The sequence below is a fragment of the Rahnella aquatilis CIP 78.65 = ATCC 33071 genome (assembly GCF_000241955.1).
In the GTDB taxonomy this organism is placed as follows: Bacteria; Pseudomonadota; Gammaproteobacteria; order Enterobacterales; family Enterobacteriaceae; genus Rahnella; species Rahnella aquatilis.
In genome coordinates this window covers 1827829-1844226 of the sequence record NC_016818.1, presented here as the reverse complement: position 1 = coordinate 1844226, position 16398 = coordinate 1827829, and the positions used below count along the sequence as shown (strand labels likewise).

17 protein-coding genes are annotated in these 16398 nt (G+C 50.7%); 13 read left to right on the top strand and 4 right to left on the bottom strand.

All coding sequences use genetic code 11. From position 1 onward, the window contains the following. Positions 1 to 41: 41 nt before the first annotated feature. From RAHAQ2_RS08420 to RAHAQ2_RS08410, 3 genes are read right to left on the bottom strand one after another with little or no spacing between them, the layout of a single operon-like run. Positions 42 to 3092, bottom strand: coding sequence for an efflux RND transporter permease subunit (locus tag RAHAQ2_RS08420; protein ID WP_015696820.1), 3051 nt, complete (start codon positions 3090 to 3092; stop codon positions 42 to 44). Next, a complete protein-coding gene (locus tag RAHAQ2_RS08415; RefSeq protein WP_015696819.1) occupies positions 3089 to 4180 on the bottom strand; it encodes an efflux RND transporter periplasmic adaptor subunit in 1092 nt (363 codons plus the stop codon). Before RAHAQ2_RS08415 ends, RAHAQ2_RS08420 begins: the two co-directional genes overlap by 4 nt. Next, complete coding sequence (locus RAHAQ2_RS08410; RefSeq protein ID WP_015696818.1) at positions 4181 to 5245, bottom strand: efflux RND transporter periplasmic adaptor subunit; 1065 nt, start codon at positions 5243 to 5245, stop codon at positions 4181 to 4183. It lies immediately after the preceding gene. A gap of 237 nt (positions 5246 to 5482) precedes the next feature. Between RAHAQ2_RS08410 and RAHAQ2_RS08405 the strand changes: the two genes are divergently transcribed. Next, a complete protein-coding gene (locus RAHAQ2_RS08405; RefSeq protein WP_015696817.1) occupies positions 5483 to 6100 on the top strand; it encodes a TetR/AcrR family transcriptional regulator in 618 nt (205 codons plus the stop codon). 178 nt (positions 6101 to 6278) lie between these two features. On the opposite strand, the gene RAHAQ2_RS08400 is transcribed toward RAHAQ2_RS08405, so the two are convergent. Then, positions 6279 to 7127, bottom strand: coding sequence for an N-acyl homoserine lactonase family protein (locus RAHAQ2_RS08400; RefSeq protein ID WP_015696816.1), 849 nt, complete (start codon positions 7125 to 7127; stop codon positions 6279 to 6281). A gap of 47 nt (positions 7128 to 7174) precedes the next feature. Here RAHAQ2_RS08400 and RAHAQ2_RS08395 point away from each other — a divergent pair, with 47 nt between their 5' ends. The 12 genes from RAHAQ2_RS08395 (at position 7175) to RAHAQ2_RS08340 (ending at position 16396) form a co-directional block, all read left to right on the top strand. Next, a complete protein-coding gene (locus RAHAQ2_RS08395) occupies positions 7175 to 7795 on the top strand; it encodes a TetR/AcrR family transcriptional regulator (protein WP_037038853.1) in 621 nt (206 codons plus the stop codon). Positions 7796 to 7849: 54 nt separating this feature from the next. Then, positions 7850 to 8611, top strand: coding sequence for a hypothetical protein (locus tag RAHAQ2_RS25940; RefSeq protein ID WP_337999433.1), 762 nt, complete (start codon positions 7850 to 7852; stop codon positions 8609 to 8611). A gap of 286 nt (positions 8612 to 8897) precedes the next feature. Further along, the gene (locus RAHAQ2_RS08385; RefSeq protein ID WP_015696813.1) at positions 8898 to 9092 is read left to right on the top strand and encodes an AlpA family transcriptional regulator; all 195 of its coding nucleotides are present in this window, start codon (positions 8898 to 8900) and stop codon (positions 9090 to 9092) included. Between the two features lie 14 nt (positions 9093 to 9106). Continuing rightward, entirely contained in the window at positions 9107 to 9694 is a 588-nt protein-coding gene (locus tag RAHAQ2_RS08380) for a DUF2857 domain-containing protein (RefSeq protein ID WP_015696812.1), read from the top strand. Further along, positions 9684 to 9893 (top strand): TraR/DksA family transcriptional regulator, encoded by a 210-nt coding sequence (locus RAHAQ2_RS08375; protein WP_015696811.1) that lies wholly within the window; start codon positions 9684 to 9686, stop codon positions 9891 to 9893. Before RAHAQ2_RS08380 ends, RAHAQ2_RS08375 begins: the two co-directional genes overlap by 11 nt. A 394-nt stretch (positions 9894 to 10287) precedes the next feature. Then, the gene (locus tag RAHAQ2_RS08370; RefSeq protein ID WP_015696810.1) at positions 10288 to 10509 is read left to right on the top strand and encodes a hypothetical protein; all 222 of its coding nucleotides are present in this window, start codon (positions 10288 to 10290) and stop codon (positions 10507 to 10509) included. Between the two features lie 68 nt (positions 10510 to 10577). Then, positions 10578 to 11225, top strand: coding sequence for a lytic transglycosylase domain-containing protein (locus RAHAQ2_RS08365; RefSeq protein WP_015696809.1), 648 nt, complete (start codon positions 10578 to 10580; stop codon positions 11223 to 11225). Beyond that, the gene (locus RAHAQ2_RS08360; protein WP_037038866.1) at positions 11225 to 11503 is read left to right on the top strand and encodes a TrbC/VirB2 family protein; all 279 of its coding nucleotides are present in this window, start codon (positions 11225 to 11227) and stop codon (positions 11501 to 11503) included. The genes RAHAQ2_RS08365 and RAHAQ2_RS08360 overlap by 1 nt, the downstream gene beginning before the upstream one ends. An 11-nt stretch (positions 11504 to 11514) precedes the next feature. Next, entirely contained in the window at positions 11515 to 14262 is a 2748-nt protein-coding gene (locus tag RAHAQ2_RS08355) for a VirB4 family type IV secretion/conjugal transfer ATPase (protein ID WP_015696807.1), read from the top strand. 23 nt (positions 14263 to 14285) lie between these two features. Next, positions 14286 to 15005, top strand: coding sequence for a TrbJ/VirB5 family protein (locus tag RAHAQ2_RS08350; RefSeq protein ID WP_015696806.1), 720 nt, complete (start codon positions 14286 to 14288; stop codon positions 15003 to 15005). 10 nt (positions 15006 to 15015) lie between these two features. Further along, positions 15016 to 15291, top strand: a complete 276-nt coding sequence (locus RAHAQ2_RS08345; RefSeq protein ID WP_015696805.1) for an EexN family lipoprotein — start codon at positions 15016 to 15018, stop codon at positions 15289 to 15291. A gap of 73 nt (positions 15292 to 15364) precedes the next feature. Beyond that, the gene (locus tag RAHAQ2_RS08340) at positions 15365 to 16396 is read left to right on the top strand and encodes a TrbL/VirB6 family protein (RefSeq protein ID WP_015696804.1); all 1032 of its coding nucleotides are present in this window, start codon (positions 15365 to 15367) and stop codon (positions 16394 to 16396) included. The last annotated feature ends 2 nt before the right edge of the window (positions 16397 to 16398 follow it).

Here is a 16398-nt window from a genome sequence, read left to right as displayed (position 1 = left end):
AGAGGGTCTTTTGTTCGAGCCGGCACACATCAGCAAACGAATCATTCTGCTTTCTCCTCTTGTGGGATTTTGAACCACGTGACGTAGAGCGCGGGAAGGAATAACAGCGTCAGGACTGTCCCAATAATGATGCCGCCCATCATGGCGTACGCCATAGGCCCCCAGAATATTTCCCGCGCAATAGGGATAAGTGCAAGCGTTGCGGCTGCGGCCGTTAACATGATAGGGCGCATACGATGTTCGGTTGCCTGCACGACTGCATGCCAGGGCGCTAAGCCCTCGGCCCGCAACGTGTCGATATGTACCACCAGGATAACCGAGTTGCGGATCAGTATGCCGACCAGCGCTAACACGCCCAGTATGGCCACGAAACCCAGCGGTGCGTTACTGAGCAGCAGCGCGGCTACCACGCCTATTAACGCGAGCGGTGCGACGGAAAAGACCAAAAAAAGACGATGGAAACTTTGCAACTGGATCATCAAAATGGTCGCAATGACAAACAGCATGGCGGGCACTACTTTCACGATCGGCGCCTGTGACTTCGCGCTCTCCTCAACCGCCCCGCCCGTCTCGACAGAATATCCCTGAGGCAGGCTTTGCCGGAACGCCTCTACTTTTGGCTCAAGGCGTTGCACAATGGTGGCCGGTTGAATATCTCCGGTCACGCCCGCTTTGAGCGTAATGGTGGCCGCACGGTCACGCCGCCAGATGGTCGGTTGCTCAAGCTGATAGCTGAAAGTGGCGACAGAAGATAACGGTATCTGCTGACCATTAGCACCATCAAGCTGGAGGTCTCTCAATGCATCGACTGAGCCGCGGTCTTTTGCCTGACCACGCCATAATACGTTTATCAGATAGATATCGTCCCGGACCTGTGTGATCGCTTCCCCCCCAGCCAGACCATTCATCGCCTGAGCGATTGCCTGCGATGAGACTCCCATCTGGCGGGCCTTATCCTGCAGGACGTTGACCCTGACCACCCGGGCAGGCTCATTCCAGTCAAAGGCAAGATTGTTCAGCGCAGGATCCTGTCCCAGGATGGCGGCCAGTTTGTGTGCTTCGCTGCGCACCTGTTGAATATCCGGTCCTGCTACCCTGTACTGTACCGGCTTACCAACCGGCGGGCCGATATCCAGCAATTTGACGTAGGCGTCGGTGCCGGGGAAGGTGTGGGCTAAGTAGGTGCGGAACTTTATCTGCAAACGGTCCCGCGTTTTGATGTCTTTTGCCACAATGACAGTCTGGCCAAATGACAACGACGAGGGCTGAACGTCAAACGATAAGATAAATCTTGGAGCACCGGTGCCCACATAGCTCGACCAGTGATCCACGTCAGGGCTGTTTTGCAGCTCTTCCCGCTCAAACTGCGCCATTTGCCGGCTGGTTTCATCGATAGAACTGTTCTGCGGCAGGTTCCAGTCAATAATCAGTTCAGGGCGGTCTGAACTGGGGAAAAACTGATGCTGAACCAGCGACATGCCCAGAACAGAGAGAATAAATGCCGCACAGGCGCTACCAATCGTCAGCCACCGGTGGCGGAGACACCAGTGCAACATACGGGAAAAGGTTTTATCGGTACGGCTCTTATGTTCCGCTTTCTTTTTAATCGTTTTTGGCAGCAGTGCCACGCCCAGCAGTGGCGCAATCAATACTGCCACGACCCATGAGACAATCAGCGATACGGCAATGACAACAAACAGCGTAAAGAGGAACTCGCCCGCATTGCTGGCGTTAAATCCTACAGGAATAAAACTGGCTACGGTGACCAGCGTTCCCGTCAACATCGGAAACGCAGTGGAGGTATAAACATGCGTGGCCGCCTTTCTGAGGCTGTCGCCCATTTCCAGGCGCGCCACCATCATTTCAGTGGCAATCATCGCATCGTCGACTAACAATCCTAACGCAATGATCAATGCGCCCAGCGAGATGCGTTGCAACGAAATACCCGCGTAATACATCACCAGGAAAGTAATGGCCAGTACCAGCGGAATTGAAATGGCGACCACCAAACCGGCCCGGACACCCAAGCTGATAAAACTGATCGCCAGTACTATGACGACGGCCTCAAATAACGCGCGGGTAAATCCGGAGACGGCCTCATCCACAATGGCAGGCTGGTCGGAGACTTTTGAAACAAACACGCCGGCAGGCAGGTCGTGCACAATATTGTCAACCATCTGGTCCAGCGCGCGCCCAAACACCAGCAAATTGCTGCCTGATTTAATGCCCACCGCCAGTGCGATGGCAGGTTTACCGTTGTAGCGAAACAGCGAGGTCGGCGGATCAACATAACCGCGCGTAATATTGACCACATCGGTGAGAGGGAAGAACCGGTTATTAATACGCAGGTTGATTTGCCGCAGGCTTTGCTCAGACGCAAACCCCCCATCGACCCGCAGTGCGATCCGGTCCGAACCGGCTTCGATAAACCCGCTAGCGGTGACGGCGTTCTGCGCCTGCAGCGCGGCGATAACTTGACTGCGGCTCACGCCCAGTTCGGCACTTTTACGTGGATTGAACTCCAGATAAATGACTTCATCCTGAGCTCCCAGGATCTCAACTTTGCCGACGTTGGGAATAGTCAGCACTTTCTTTTGTGCCTCATTAACATAATCACGCAGTTGACGCTGGCTTATACCTTCGCTGGTAAAGGCATAAATATTGCCAAACACATCATCGAAACGATCGTTTAAAAAAGGCCCCTGTATGCCGGCGGGAAAATCTCCCTGAATGTCCGCCATCATATTTCGGATCCGCTGCCAGACGGCGCGAACGTCCTTAGATGGCGTTTCTTCCTTCAAATCCACAAAAATGATGGTTTGCCCCGCCGTTGTCTGACTGCGGGTGTGGTCTAACGTATCAATTTCCTGCAGCTTCTTCTCAATACGATCTGTTACCTGGTTTGTCATTTCTTCCGCAGTCGCCCCAGGCCACTGCGCCTGTATGACCATCGTTTTGATCGTAAAAGCCGGGTCTTCTTCTCTTCCCAGTTCCTGATAAGAGAAGAAGCCAATCACTGCCGAAATAATAATGAAGTACCAGACCAGAGAGCGATGTTCGAGCGCCCAGTCCGAAAGGTTAAATTTGTTCACAGCGTTGACGTCCTCTCAATGCGAATTTTTTGCCCCGGTAGTAAGCTGTTCACACCGGCCGTAACAATCTGCTCCCCTTCTTTCAGTCCGCTTAGTACACGAACCGAATTTGCCTGATTAAATGGTATGAGTTGGACCTTTCTCTGTTCGACGGTCAGGGAAGCTGGGTTAATCACCCAGACAAAGTGCGTCTGCTGACGCTCAAAGACGGCGGTTTCAGGAATGATCACGGACGTACCTGAGTTGTTTGATATCAGGGGATAAACAGTGACCACAGTGCCTAATCGAAATGCCGGCGGGGCATCATTTATGGCGATCTTGACCCTCCGCAGACGCGTAGCCGCATCCGCTGCCGGCGCAACTTCTCTTAGTACGCCAGTCCATTTGATGGAGGGATCTATTTGTAATGTCATTTCAAATTTATGCCCAAGCGTTACATTTCTTAACTCTTCTTCAGGCACATCAACCACGACGTCACGCCCCTCCAGGCTGGCCACCTGAAAAACGGTTTGACCTGCGGCAACGGTTTGTCCGGCTTCGACAGATACCGATGTGATTACGCCGTTATAATTCGATTTCAACCGGGCATAACTCAGTTGTTCACCGGCTTTACGCAGCCTCGCCTGGGCCTCTCCTACCGCTGCCTGAGCGGCAGTCAGATTCTGTTCGGCCTCTTCCAGTTCTTCAACGCTCGTAACTCGTGCTGTGGCAAGGCTACGTTGCCGTTTGGCACTGACCATGGCATTTTGAAGTTTGGCCTGCGCATCCTGCAGACTCGCCCTCGCGCTTTGTTCCGAAAACTCCAGAGAGAGAGGGTCCAATTCAGCAAGCACATCACCGGCATTGACTTCATCGCCTACGACGACATGACGTGACACCACCCGCCCCGGAGTCTGGAAGGAAAGCGGGGACGTGATGCGGGGTTGCACTGTGCCGGCGAGATGCATACCAGCGGCGGACTCGGCGAGGGCTGCTGCGGAAAGGACGTAACGCGGGGCCGGAGGTGCTGTAGTTTTATCATCGCAACCATAGACAGTTGCCAGCAGCAGGGTCAGTGGGCATAAAAAAAACCATGAATTTCTGTTCATCTATTTTTGCTCCGGAGAAACGCGCTGACCAGCTATCAGAAACTTTCCGCCTTCAGTGACTACCCAGCTCCCTGACGTTAACCCAGCGGCCACAACCACGTCATGGGCGCGGTAACGTGAAACCTTAATAGCCTGCAGCGAAACGACGTCTTTTTGCTTATCTATCACCCATACGGCGGGTTTACCCTGAATTGAGGTCAGCGCACCGGGTGGGAGTAAAATGCCCTGCTCTTCTTTCGCCTCGAAGTCGCCGACAACCGGTGCGCCGAGTGACCACTGTACCGGTGCCGGTAGCGTAGCTTTCACTCTGACGGTGCCGCGTGACTCATCCAGCAACGGTGCCACTTCCCGCACCCTGGCAGTTAAAGGAGAAGAAGCCATTGAAAGCAGTCCGACTTCAATGTGATCTCCCGGCTGCTCGTTGACTAACAGGGCCTCCGGTACCTCAAACACGGCATCGCGTAAGCCATCATGAGCGAGTGTGAAAACGGTCTGGGCCGAGGCAACTACCTGGCCGACCTCCAGCTGTCGCGAAACGATCACCCCATCCGCATCCGCTCTGAGTTCGGTGTAGGTTAACGCATCGTTTGCCGTATTAAGTGATGACTGCGCGCTGACCAACCCCGCCTGTGCACTGCTGAGGTCTTCGCGCGCCTGATCCCATTCAGCCTGTGAAATCGCATGGGTTGCGAGCAACTTCTGATCGCGACTGAAGGTGCTTAGTTTTAACTTGAGCGTTGCGCGTGCGCCGTTAAGTGTGGCCTGCGCAACCTCCACGTCTGCTTTTTTTTCTACGTCGTCGAGCCGGGCCAGCACGTCTCCTTTATGCACCCGGCTCCCCACATCAACCAGCCGCGCGATCACCCGACCTTCTGTCCTGAACGCCAGATCGGCCTGGAACCGGGCAGCAACCTCACCCGATATATGTGCCACGTTATGATATCGAACCCGTTGCACCTGGATGGCACGCACCGGCTGTAGTGGGGCAGATGCTTGTTTTTGTCCGTCACACCCTGTCAGAGCTATGCATATCAAACTGCATGCGATTATCGAAACCCGTTGCATGGGATCCCCATCATTGAAACCACGAAAAATAGACGCTATATTTATCACTGACTGACCAGTCAGTCAATTTAATGATTAACTTCTGACAATCACCTGTGCGACAGTAGACAGACTGGGTTGAATGGTTTTGAAATCAGTGACAGGACACTAAGGGTATTTGCGGAGATGCAGAACTGTGACATGATCCTACCAGGATAAAATCGAGGCCCGGACAAGGTAATTTATGGAGTTTTCAACATGATAAATAAGATGACACGGGCTGAACAAAAAGCGCAACGCCCTCAAGAAATTATGGAGGCTGCTTTCGAAGAGTTCGCAATTAAGGGCTATGCCGCTGCCAGACTTGATGATATAGCCAGACGACTGGGTATCAGTAAGGGCACAATCTATCTGTATTTCCCCACCAAAGAGGCGCTCTTCGAAGCGATGGCTCATCACCATTCCCAACCATACCGTGATGTGTTGAGCATGTCAGACTCATTCAATGGTACTTGCACTGAACGCCTGCGTCAGCTGCTTCTCTATGCCTTTGAGAAAATATCAAAGGATAAAAAAATCCAGCAAATGCTGCGCTTGTCTTTGACTGAGGGTGTACGTCTTCCCGAAATTGTTGAGCGTCACTATGACGAATTCGTAGAACCTCTGGCAGGAGCAATAGGCAAATTATTAAAAGAAGGAGTCGAAGCAGGAGAGTTTCGTGATGGACCCGCGTCAGGTTTCCCTGAGGTGATTATGAGTTCTATTCTAAACCTGATGATATTGCACATAAACGTCACCGGCCGCCGTCATCTTAAGAAGGAAATATTAATAGAAGCGCACTTGGATCTCATGCTTAATGGGTTGATAACACGTTAACTGTAGAAAAATAATTCTAATTGGAGAACGTCCTTAATACTCGCTCTCCATTTAATGATTACTTCAATAATCAAAAAATTTTATTAACAAAATCATTAAAAGAATTCTGACCTAGAACCTAAAAATTACGAGCTATCTTAATACAGTTAGATAATGAAAAGGGTCGAGGGAAAACACTTCAGTCAAAATGCTCATTTGGCACAGTGAAAATTTTATTTTCCAATCTCTCAGCGCTGAGATTGTCATGAGCAAATTGCGTTATCGTAGGTTTACTTTTGCATAGTGCACGCAATTTCTTAGTAGTTTCCTGGTGAAGATTTCCATCGACCGCAACCCCATCAACACTTCCTTCAAGCATGTAACTCTCCTGATAAGAGGCATCACCAGCGATTAAAACGTTATATTCTCCACAATCTATAATGACAGACTGATGACCTGCTGTATGCCCCGGTGTTGGAACAATACGAATTAAACCATCTGAAGTAAGGCATTGATGTTTCTCGAAGGATACAAATGGGCCATCTTCGTATCTTATAGTAGATGGTCTAAACCAATTAGGATAATGCATATTCAGAAATCCTTGTACAGGGCCCTTCCAAGATAAGCACTCTGATGCTTCAAGCTCACTTAGGATAAATTCACTATTTGGAAAATGTCTTATTCCGCCAGCATGGTCTCCGTGCATGTGTGTCATAATGACCCAGCGAACATCATTAGCCATAAATCCTAACTGCTTAATTTTTTCATTCACCTCCTCTTCAGGTCTGACCCATCTACGTTCGCATTTTTGCATAAATGGATGCCACCAAGGCTGATATCCGGGATCATTTGCATGTGTACTTTCGCCAGTATCAATAAGTATAAGGCCTTCATGATGCTCGACAAGCCAACAACCGATCGGTAAACGAGAACTCCAATGCTTATCTTTGAGCACGTCAAACAACCTTGCCGGACGCGATTCATAACGAGCTAACTCATGGCGACTCTTAATCTGAACATCACCTGTTTGCAAACAATGAATTTTCATGCCAACCTCTAATGCAACAAGTATTGCATTTAGATTATGGGGTAATTATGGCCAGATCAAGTTTTATTCGAGCTAATCGTTTAGACCATGTAACAGAGCGCACTGGCGGCCGTAGTGCCAAGAATCGTGCTGCTGTACTTCTAGCTGCAGAGCATCTTTTGTCAGAAGAAGGGGTTGAGGCTCTTACCTACAGGAAGATAGCAATTCTCGCAAATGTAAGCCCATCAACCATCTATAGGCGCTGGCCGGAGCGAGCCGGACTAATTGCAGACACTCTTAATCACACAGCTGAAAGCTATGTTCTGATGCCAAATACAGGAAGTATTCAGGATGATTTAAGAGATCTTTTAAAATCCATAGCCAATTTATTAAACTCTGGAAAAGGTAAAAGATTTGTATATAGCTTAATCTCCGCTGTTGGAACGGGAGATGAAGAAGTTAAAGAAGCAATCAAGGGCATATGGCAGTCAAGATTAAAACTGGCTGATAAAATATTTGAAGAAGCAATTAAACGAGGCGAGATTAGTAACAGCATTCGTGTTAGACAAGCTACTGAAATGTTGGTGTCGCCACTTTGGTTTAAAGCAATAATTAGTTGTGAAGAAATAAGCGATGAATATATTCAAATTCACACTTCAACATTAACTAAATTTTTACAATATAGTTAAACTAAATCACGTTGGGCTTTATGTTTATGAAAAAATTGCTCGAGGAAATTCATCATGCCAAAAACCATACCTACTACCAGAAGAATATTCAGAGAGACTGGCTGGATGACTGTAAGAGAATCCGTAAAAAAGGCCAATGAACTATTCGATCAAAAAATAAGAGAAAGTGATATTTATCGCTATGCCCTTCATGGTGATATTTTTCTTTCTATTTACTTTCAGTCACCTGTAATCATAAGAAAAATAAAAACCTCACAACAAAAGCTGAAGCTTAGCCCGATCAATTCTTCTTTCATCAATCGCCTTTGTTTATTAGATAAGGATTGTTTTCTTAACGGAATAAACTTAACATTTAGCACAGAGGGTGATTACATCTATCCACATGAAAAAATAATTGACACGATGTTCTGCGGCTATGAATATGTTCTTCTGCAACAACTACTTGCTAAGGCTCTGAAAATACCACTCCTTACACACCAATCAATTGATGTTAATTATGGCATCACAGTTACCATATCAAACAAAACATTTCAGGTTTTCGAGAGGCTGTCCCGACAAACACGTGTCGATCAGCAGATCATGCGTTTAACTCAAAATGCCCCATCTGATGTTTATGACTATATATTGAAGCATAAAGAAGTATCAAATTCCTCCAGTGAATATTTTCCTGTTTATGAACTACCACAAGATGCTTGCTTTGTTCTTAAACAGTCAGAATTTCAGAAACTCGGTTCTCTATTGGCTAAAAAAAAACCCTCAACCATCTTCATCGCGAATATCAACCCCCATATCTCGTTTATTATGGCTGGCTTGTAAACACAACGAAGTAATTAGCCCATTAATTAACCACCCCTATAAATTAATTTCAATTTTTGAACAATGGGCTTCAGTTGATGGTATTACAGATCGGCTTAGTGGTGACACACTTAAAAATGCACTTGAGCGAGGCGACCCACACTCCCTTTAGGAAAAAATCACATGCTAAACTCCCCAAAAAAATCCGTATTAAGGATTAGCATGTCCTTAATACGGACTCAACAGCTTTTTTTAAATTCTCCCCTATGATGAGGTACAGCCTCCTGTTCACATAATCGGAGAGAGCATGGGACCTTATCAACTATTACGTCTAAAACAGGTCGAAGAAAAAACGGGCCTGAAGCGATCACAAATCTATCTGTATATGAAGGGCGGTACCTTTCCCCGCTCAATCAAGATTGGCCCTGCGAGTGTCGCGTGGCTCGAATCGGAAATTGACGAATGGATAAATATTAAATTAGTCCGCCGCTCAATAGACTAAAGGGAGAAAATAACATGATTATCCCATCACTGAATTACGCCGTGTTAACCGATGCCCTGCATGCATTGAAGGATGGCAACATTCGTTATTGTGAATCGCTAGGATTCACTTTCGACGAAATGAATGCCCTCAACCAATTATCACTAGACGAGCTGTTTATCATCAGCCGGGAGTCTGCGCAGTTTTTGGCTGTGACGGTTCATCACGACGCGTTACGCCTGCTTCTGGCGAAATCCCGTGAGGAGGTTCTGCTGCAACAGCGTACCAACCTCGCAATCCGCTTGGGTGGGTCAATTGCGCTACTCAACAAGTATTTTGGCCTCACCTCCAACGAAGTTTGCCTTCGCCGCCGGTTACTGGGCGTCCGTGTGCCTTATGGCCGGACACCAGAGCCGGACGAAGAGGCGGATGCGGCCATCTGGCGGCAATGGCAACAATGCCGGGTGGCCAACCTGGAATCGACCGATGCGCTGGCCGCCATGATGCAGGTAACGCAAACCCTGCTGCCGAAAGTCGAAGGGTTGTCACTGACCATCGTCTGGAAGCGTATCGCACTTTGTGAACAGGAGGCGTCAGACCGGAGGGCCGCACATGCCGGATGAGATTGACCGTGATCAGGAATTTAATGAGCAACAACTGGAGGAGATGATTGAACAGAGTCGTTTTAAGACCGGGTCTACGCCATCATTATTCCATTGTCGTGTATGCGGTAAGCCCATTCCTGAAAAGCGACGGCAGGCACTCCCGGGCATAACCACCTGCACGGAATGCCAGGAAAAACTTGAACGTCGAACACGTTAATAATGGTCACAGAGACATGCAGGAATATTTCCCCTGCATGTCTCTATCATTAACTATGAATACACAGTCGTCTTTATTAGCTATTTCACTTAATTTTATTTCTCGCAGAGTTTACCCCCTCCACCACTAATTTATCTCTCCCATTTTAACTTTGAATTTATCGTGTATATGCCGCCCCGGATATCTGATCCTGAAAACGTCATTACAGAATGGTTGCCCGAATGGTCGTTAATTTCCCCGGTTCGGGCATTGCTCTTTAAAAATAAGGTTCGGGCTGTCACATAACCACAATTCAGGGTGCCGCTGAATGTTCTCGCTGACCCGTTAAAACCGGAATGCAGAATTGGGATGTGACATTTATTTACTTATCGTTGTTTTTATTAGAGGAGGCCACATGCGAAAACCCATTTATCACGTATTTGTCACCCAGGAAAGTCAACCCGATGCACAGGGCGAAATAAACACGTATTGGACCAGGGTTGGCGTGGCGTTCGCTCATAACGGTAAGTCTGGCCTGAATATCATGCTGACACCCTGTATTGCTGTCTCCGGCAAGCTGGTGCTGCTTGAACCCAGAGAAGATAGCGGCATTTCGCAGGATACCGCCTCTGCTTAATCCGCTTTTTACCTTCCTCCGGCAGGGGCTTGGTATACACCCGCCGGGCTGACTGTTAAGAGACCACCATGCTATCCACTACCGTATTTCTGGCGGCGGCCATGCAGTGCGCCGCCAGCATTCACCCGTCCATGGCGCTTGATGTGGCGCGGGTCGAATCCGGTTTGAATCCGTATGCCATCGCTGAAATCCTGCCCGGTGGCAAAGGCGTGACTTCACATTTCCCCGCCAGTAAGGATGAAGCCGTCAGCCTCACCGGACGGCTGGCGGCACAGGGCCGACGCTATTCGGTGGGGCTGATGCAAATCACCAGCACCAATTTCCGTCATTACGGCGTGAGCGCCCGTGACCTTCTTGACCCCTGTACCAACCTGTCCGTCTTTGAGCACATCCTCAGCGACTGCTACCGCCGCGGCGGTTCCCTCAAGCGTGCGCTCAGTTGCTACTACTCGGGAAATTTCACGACCGGCCAACAGCCGGAATCCGCGTTTAACCAGACCAGCTACATCCAGCGCATCGGCTACGCCGTACCGTCAACGCGGGAAGACCGGCAGCGACCTCCCGCCGAAAAGCTCGTGCCGGAAATCCATTACCCCACCGCTGTCATGCGTGGCGAGCTTACCGATAACATTGCGCCAGTTCTGACATCCCTGCGCTACCCCAATGCCGTGATACGCGGCGCGTTACCCATTCCCGGCCCCCAGGAGGAACAATGATGAAACGAAAACAGACTGACTGGCCCGTCCTCTCTTCCTTGTTAATGGCAAGCCCGGTGCTGGCAGCAGACAGCGGATTTAATAAAGCCAATGAGACGTTGAGCAACACCTCTACCGGCCTGCTCGGACTTGCCGCCGTCACCATCACGCTGGCCACCATGTGGGTGGGATACAAAGTCTTATTTGACGGCAAGAGCCTGCATGACATGCGCAACGTCATCATTGGCGCCATCCTTATCGTCGGTGCGTCAGGTTTCGGTGCCTACTGGGCGTCATAAGGGAGGTAACGATGGCTACGCTGAACAAAGCGCTGACGCGGCCTGCCGCCATAGCCGGTATTCCCCTCGTGCCGTTCGTGATTGTCAGCGGGGCCATCGTCCTGCTGGCGGTCTATGTCAGTTATTACCTGGTATTACTGCTTATTCCCGCCTGGCTGGAGATGAAGGCAAAGGCCAGAACCGATATTCACTATTTCGGGCTGCTCTGGCTGGCCTTTAAAACCCGTGGCCGGTTTGGCACCAATAAACATTTTGGTGCCAATGCCCTGCTGGCAAACCGCTATGACGCCGTCGACGTCTCGGAGTTTATTGAAAAGATGAAGTTAAACGAGCGCGTTACGCTGGAGAAATACATTCCGTATTCCTCCCATATTCATCCGCACGTCATCAGAAACCGCCAGGGTGATTTGGTTGCCAGCTGGGAGCTGGAGGGCACCGTTTTTGAATGCGAGGACGAACATCATCTGACGTTAATGGCGACGCATCTCAATAACGTGATTCGCGCATATGAAGGCCTGCCTATCACTTTCTATCTTCACCGTATCCGGGAAAAGTACCACGATGTCTTTGACGCGAATTCAGGCATTCCCTTTTCTGATGAAGTGACCCGGCTGTATTACCAGCCGATCAGCGAAAAACCACTCTGGCGGCACCGGCTGTTTTTCACCGTCTGCTATGCGCCCTTCTCTCCGCTGGAAAAAAAAGCCATGAAGGCGCAGCCGTCCGGTAAACGTAAAGCGGCGCTGGATGATGCCCTGAAAGTGATGCTGGAGCACCGGGAGGCGCTGGCATCGGCGCTGTCCCGCTATACGGCGACGCCGCTGGGGATGTATGAAGGCAACGGGCGGGTGTATTCCGCCCAGCTGTCCTTTTATCACCGCCTGCTCACCGGCAATTGGCAAAAGGTGGCGGTCACGCGTGCGCCGTTTTATGAAACATTAAGCACGCCGGATGTCTTTTTTACCACCGACACCGCCGAGTGCCAGACGGTCGGCGGCTCCCGTTTTTTCCGCAGTCTGGAAATCAAAGATTATTCGCCTGAAACCGCGACCGGCCTGCTGGACGCGCTGCTGTATGCCGAAAGCGAGTATGTGCTGACGCAGTCCTTCACCTGCATGGCCCGCGATGAGGCGCAGAAGCATATCCGTCTGGCGGAAAAGCGCCTGACTTCGGCGGATGACGACGCTATTTCGCAGCGTGAAGAGCTGATTGTCCTGCGCGACTTGCTCCAGTCCGGGCATGTCTCCTGCGGGAAATACCACTTTTCCCTGCTGGTATCTTCAGACAGCCCCGAGCAGGTGGTGAAGGATGCCAACGCGCTGGCACAGCCCTTCGCCGACCTCGGCATCATGACGACGCTGTCCACGCTGTCGCTGCCCGCCGCGTATTTGGCGCAACTGCCGGGTAACTATACGCTGCGCCCTCGTCTGGTGGCCGTCAGCAGCCAGAACTTTGCCGACCTGGCGAGCCTGCACAATTTTCATCCTCATAAACGAAACGGCAATCCCTGGGGCGATGCCATCGCCATCCTCAAATCCCCTGGCGGTGGCGGGTATTACCTGAACCTGCACGACAGCCAGAGCGGGCGGGATGACTTCAACGCAAAAACGCCGGGTAACACGGCGATTATCGGTAAAACCGGCTCAGGGAAAACGATGCTGATGACCATGATGCAGCAACTGATGCAGAAGTACCGCAATCCGGCGACGTTCTCTGAATCAGCCCTCCTTAAGCAGCTGACCACCGTGTATTTCGACAAGGACCGGGCGGCGGAGATGGCGATACGCCAGATGGGCGGACGCTACTTCCGTATCCGTACCGGCACTCCCACCGGGTTTAACCCGTTTAAGCTTGCGCCGACCCGGCGGAATATCAGCTTTATCAAACGAGTGGTGCGCATGCTGTGCGGCCGCAACGGCAAGCCGCTCGATCCGCGCGATGAGGAGCGGATCAGTGCCGCCGTAGATACCATCATGCTCGACTACCCGCCGGAATACCGCAAGTTCGGTATCACCCGGCTGCTGGAAGTCCTGCCGGAGCCGCCAACCCCCGACGCCCGCATCAACGGGCTACGTATTCGCCTTAAACAGTGGGCGCAGGGCGGCGAGTTCGGCTGGGTATTCGACAATGAGGAGGACACCTTCAATATCAGCGACGTCGAAAATTTTGGTATCGACGGTACGGAATTTCTCGATGATGACGACATTCGCGGCCCCATCACGTTTTATCTGCTTTACCGCGTCACCAGCCTGCTGGACGGTCGCCGGCTGGTGATGTTCATGGACGAGTTCTGGAAATGGCTGGCCGATGTCGAATTCTCCCGCTTCTCGCTCAATATGCTGAAAGTGATCCGCAAACTGAACGGCATCTTCGTCCCCGCCACGCAGTCGCCTGACGAAATCGTCAAGCACCCGATTGCCCCGGCGATTATCGAGCAATGCAGCACGCAGATTTTTCTCGCCAACCCGAAGGCCAGCAGGGCGGATTACGTGGAAAAGATGAAAGTGCCGGAAAGCGTGTACGACATCGTCAGAAACCTCGATCCGGGTGAGCGCTCTATGGTGGTCCTGAAAACGCCGTTACGCGCGGGTGAAACCCGGCCTTTTGTGGCGATGGCGAAAATGGATTTATCGGGCCTCGGGAAACTCACCAAAATGTTGAGCGGCAGCGAAGACAACCTGAAACTGTTCGACACCCTGTATCAGGAAGGAATGCAGCCTGATGACTGGAAAGCCGCCTTCCTTGAACAAGCCCTGTAATATTCACGACGGAGGTAATGAAAATGCGGTTCAGAAATATCATACTGGCATTATCGTTGTTGATTTCCACCCAGGCGATGAGCGCCGGAATACCGGTATTCGACGCCGTACAGAATACCGAATCCATGAATCAGTGGATCCAGAAACTCCAGCAGTGGCAGGAAACCGTTACCCACTATAGAAGTGAACTTGATGCCTACAAGCAGCAATTAGCCACGGCAACGGGCGTGCGTGACGTTCAGGCATTTCTCCGCGAGGCCAAAAGTCTGAAAACCGATATTGATAATCTTCGTCAAAACGGTATTTCACTCGATGACCTGCTGAGCAACCAGAGCGGTTCTTATTCTTCTGAACTTAATAGCTTGTATAACAAATATAAATCTTTTGATACCTGTAACCCGTCCAGCGCTTCACCACGCTATCTGGACAGTTGCAAACAGATGATCCTGAATCAGGCCGTAGCGATAGAAAATACGTCCGAGATTGAAAACAAGATCACGGGCACGCTCGGTGATATATCAGATTTATCAGACCGTATTGCTAATGCGCAGGATTCGAAAGAGTCACAGGACCTGGCTAACGCCATCGCGGCCAAAAGCGTACAATTAAACGCGCTGACCAGCCAGTGGGAGATGTCAGTCAAACAGACTGAACAGCGAACAGTGCTGCTGGAACAGCAAAAACAGAAGGCCTTTCAGCAACAGCAGTTAACTGCGCCCGTTGCCGATCTGAACTCTCTATAGGGAGGTTAACATGTTAAAACCCGTATTAACCTTGTGCGTCATGTCAGGCATGCTCGTCTTATCAGGTTGTAAAGAGACGAAATCAGAAGCCTGGTATAAAGAACATCCCGGTGAAACCTATAAGGTCTATATGCAATGCCTCAGGGATGGTGAGGCAAGCGACAACTGCGAGTTTGCGCACCGGGCAGCATTAATGTTTGCCCAGACAGGGAAACCCGGCATCAGGGAAAAATTCGAGACGCGGTTTCAGCAGGAAGCCCAAAAAAGAAAATCCGTCACTCAGTAAGGTCCCCGCCAACAAAAACAGGGGTCCCTCCCTGTTTTTATCCCCTGTCTGTTCCTGACTAATGAGAGGCACCATGTCCGGTGGTATTTTTGTTGGTATGGACAAAAACATCATGGATGGACTTAACGCCGTGTTAGAAGGTCAGTCTTCTACCTACGGCACCCTAATCAGTGTGATTATCGTCAGTTCCTTCACCCTATTTATTACGTATCGCGGGTATCAGACGCTTGGCGGCAAACTCCAGACACCGGTTGAAGATGTTGTCTGGGATGTGGGGCGCATGTTGCTGATCACCACCTTTGTTTTAAACCGCGATGGCTGGCTGAATGCCATCATTGCGGCCATTGAAGGGCTTAAGGACGGCATCAGTGGCGATGATAATGTCTGGGCACTGCTCGACACGGTGTGGGAAAAGGCACAAGCGCTGGGGCAAACGCTGTTTAATCTCGATACCTCCACCTACGTTAAAGTGAATGGCGGTTTTGCCGAGGTGCTGGTCTGGGGCGGTGCAATCTTTCTGTTACTGGCTGCAACGTTTGTCAACCTGCTCGCCGAAATCACCATTCTGTTAATGACCACCACCGCCCCACTCTTTATTTTCTGCCTGCTGTACGGTTTTCTTAAACCCATGTTTGATAACTGGCTGAAAACACTATTTACCGCAATCTTAACGATCATGTTCTCTGCCCTGTCTGTCCGGATCGCCATCAACTACCTGAATAAAATACTGGATGCCGCCACAGCAACGTCTGCTGAAAGCAATATGGTGACCCTGGCGGCGCAATGTTTGCTGGCCGGGATTGCAGCAGGCGTAGTGGTGTATTTTTCAGCGAAAATAGCCACTGCGCTAAGCGGTGCAGCCGTGCAGGCCGTGTTACAGGGTGCAGCCATGAGCGGACTGAGCGGGCTGGTGAGCAAATCTGCCGACGTCGCCAGACCCGGCATAAAGGCCGGGGGCCGACTGACCGCCAAAGGTGGCATGGCAGCAGCCGCGACAACCGGCAGGTTCATTGCCGCTGGTGCGGGCAAAGCCGGGAACGCCTGGCAGAAACGTGCCACCGCCATCGAAAGCATGAAACGCCAGAATCAGCAGCGTCACCGTTAATC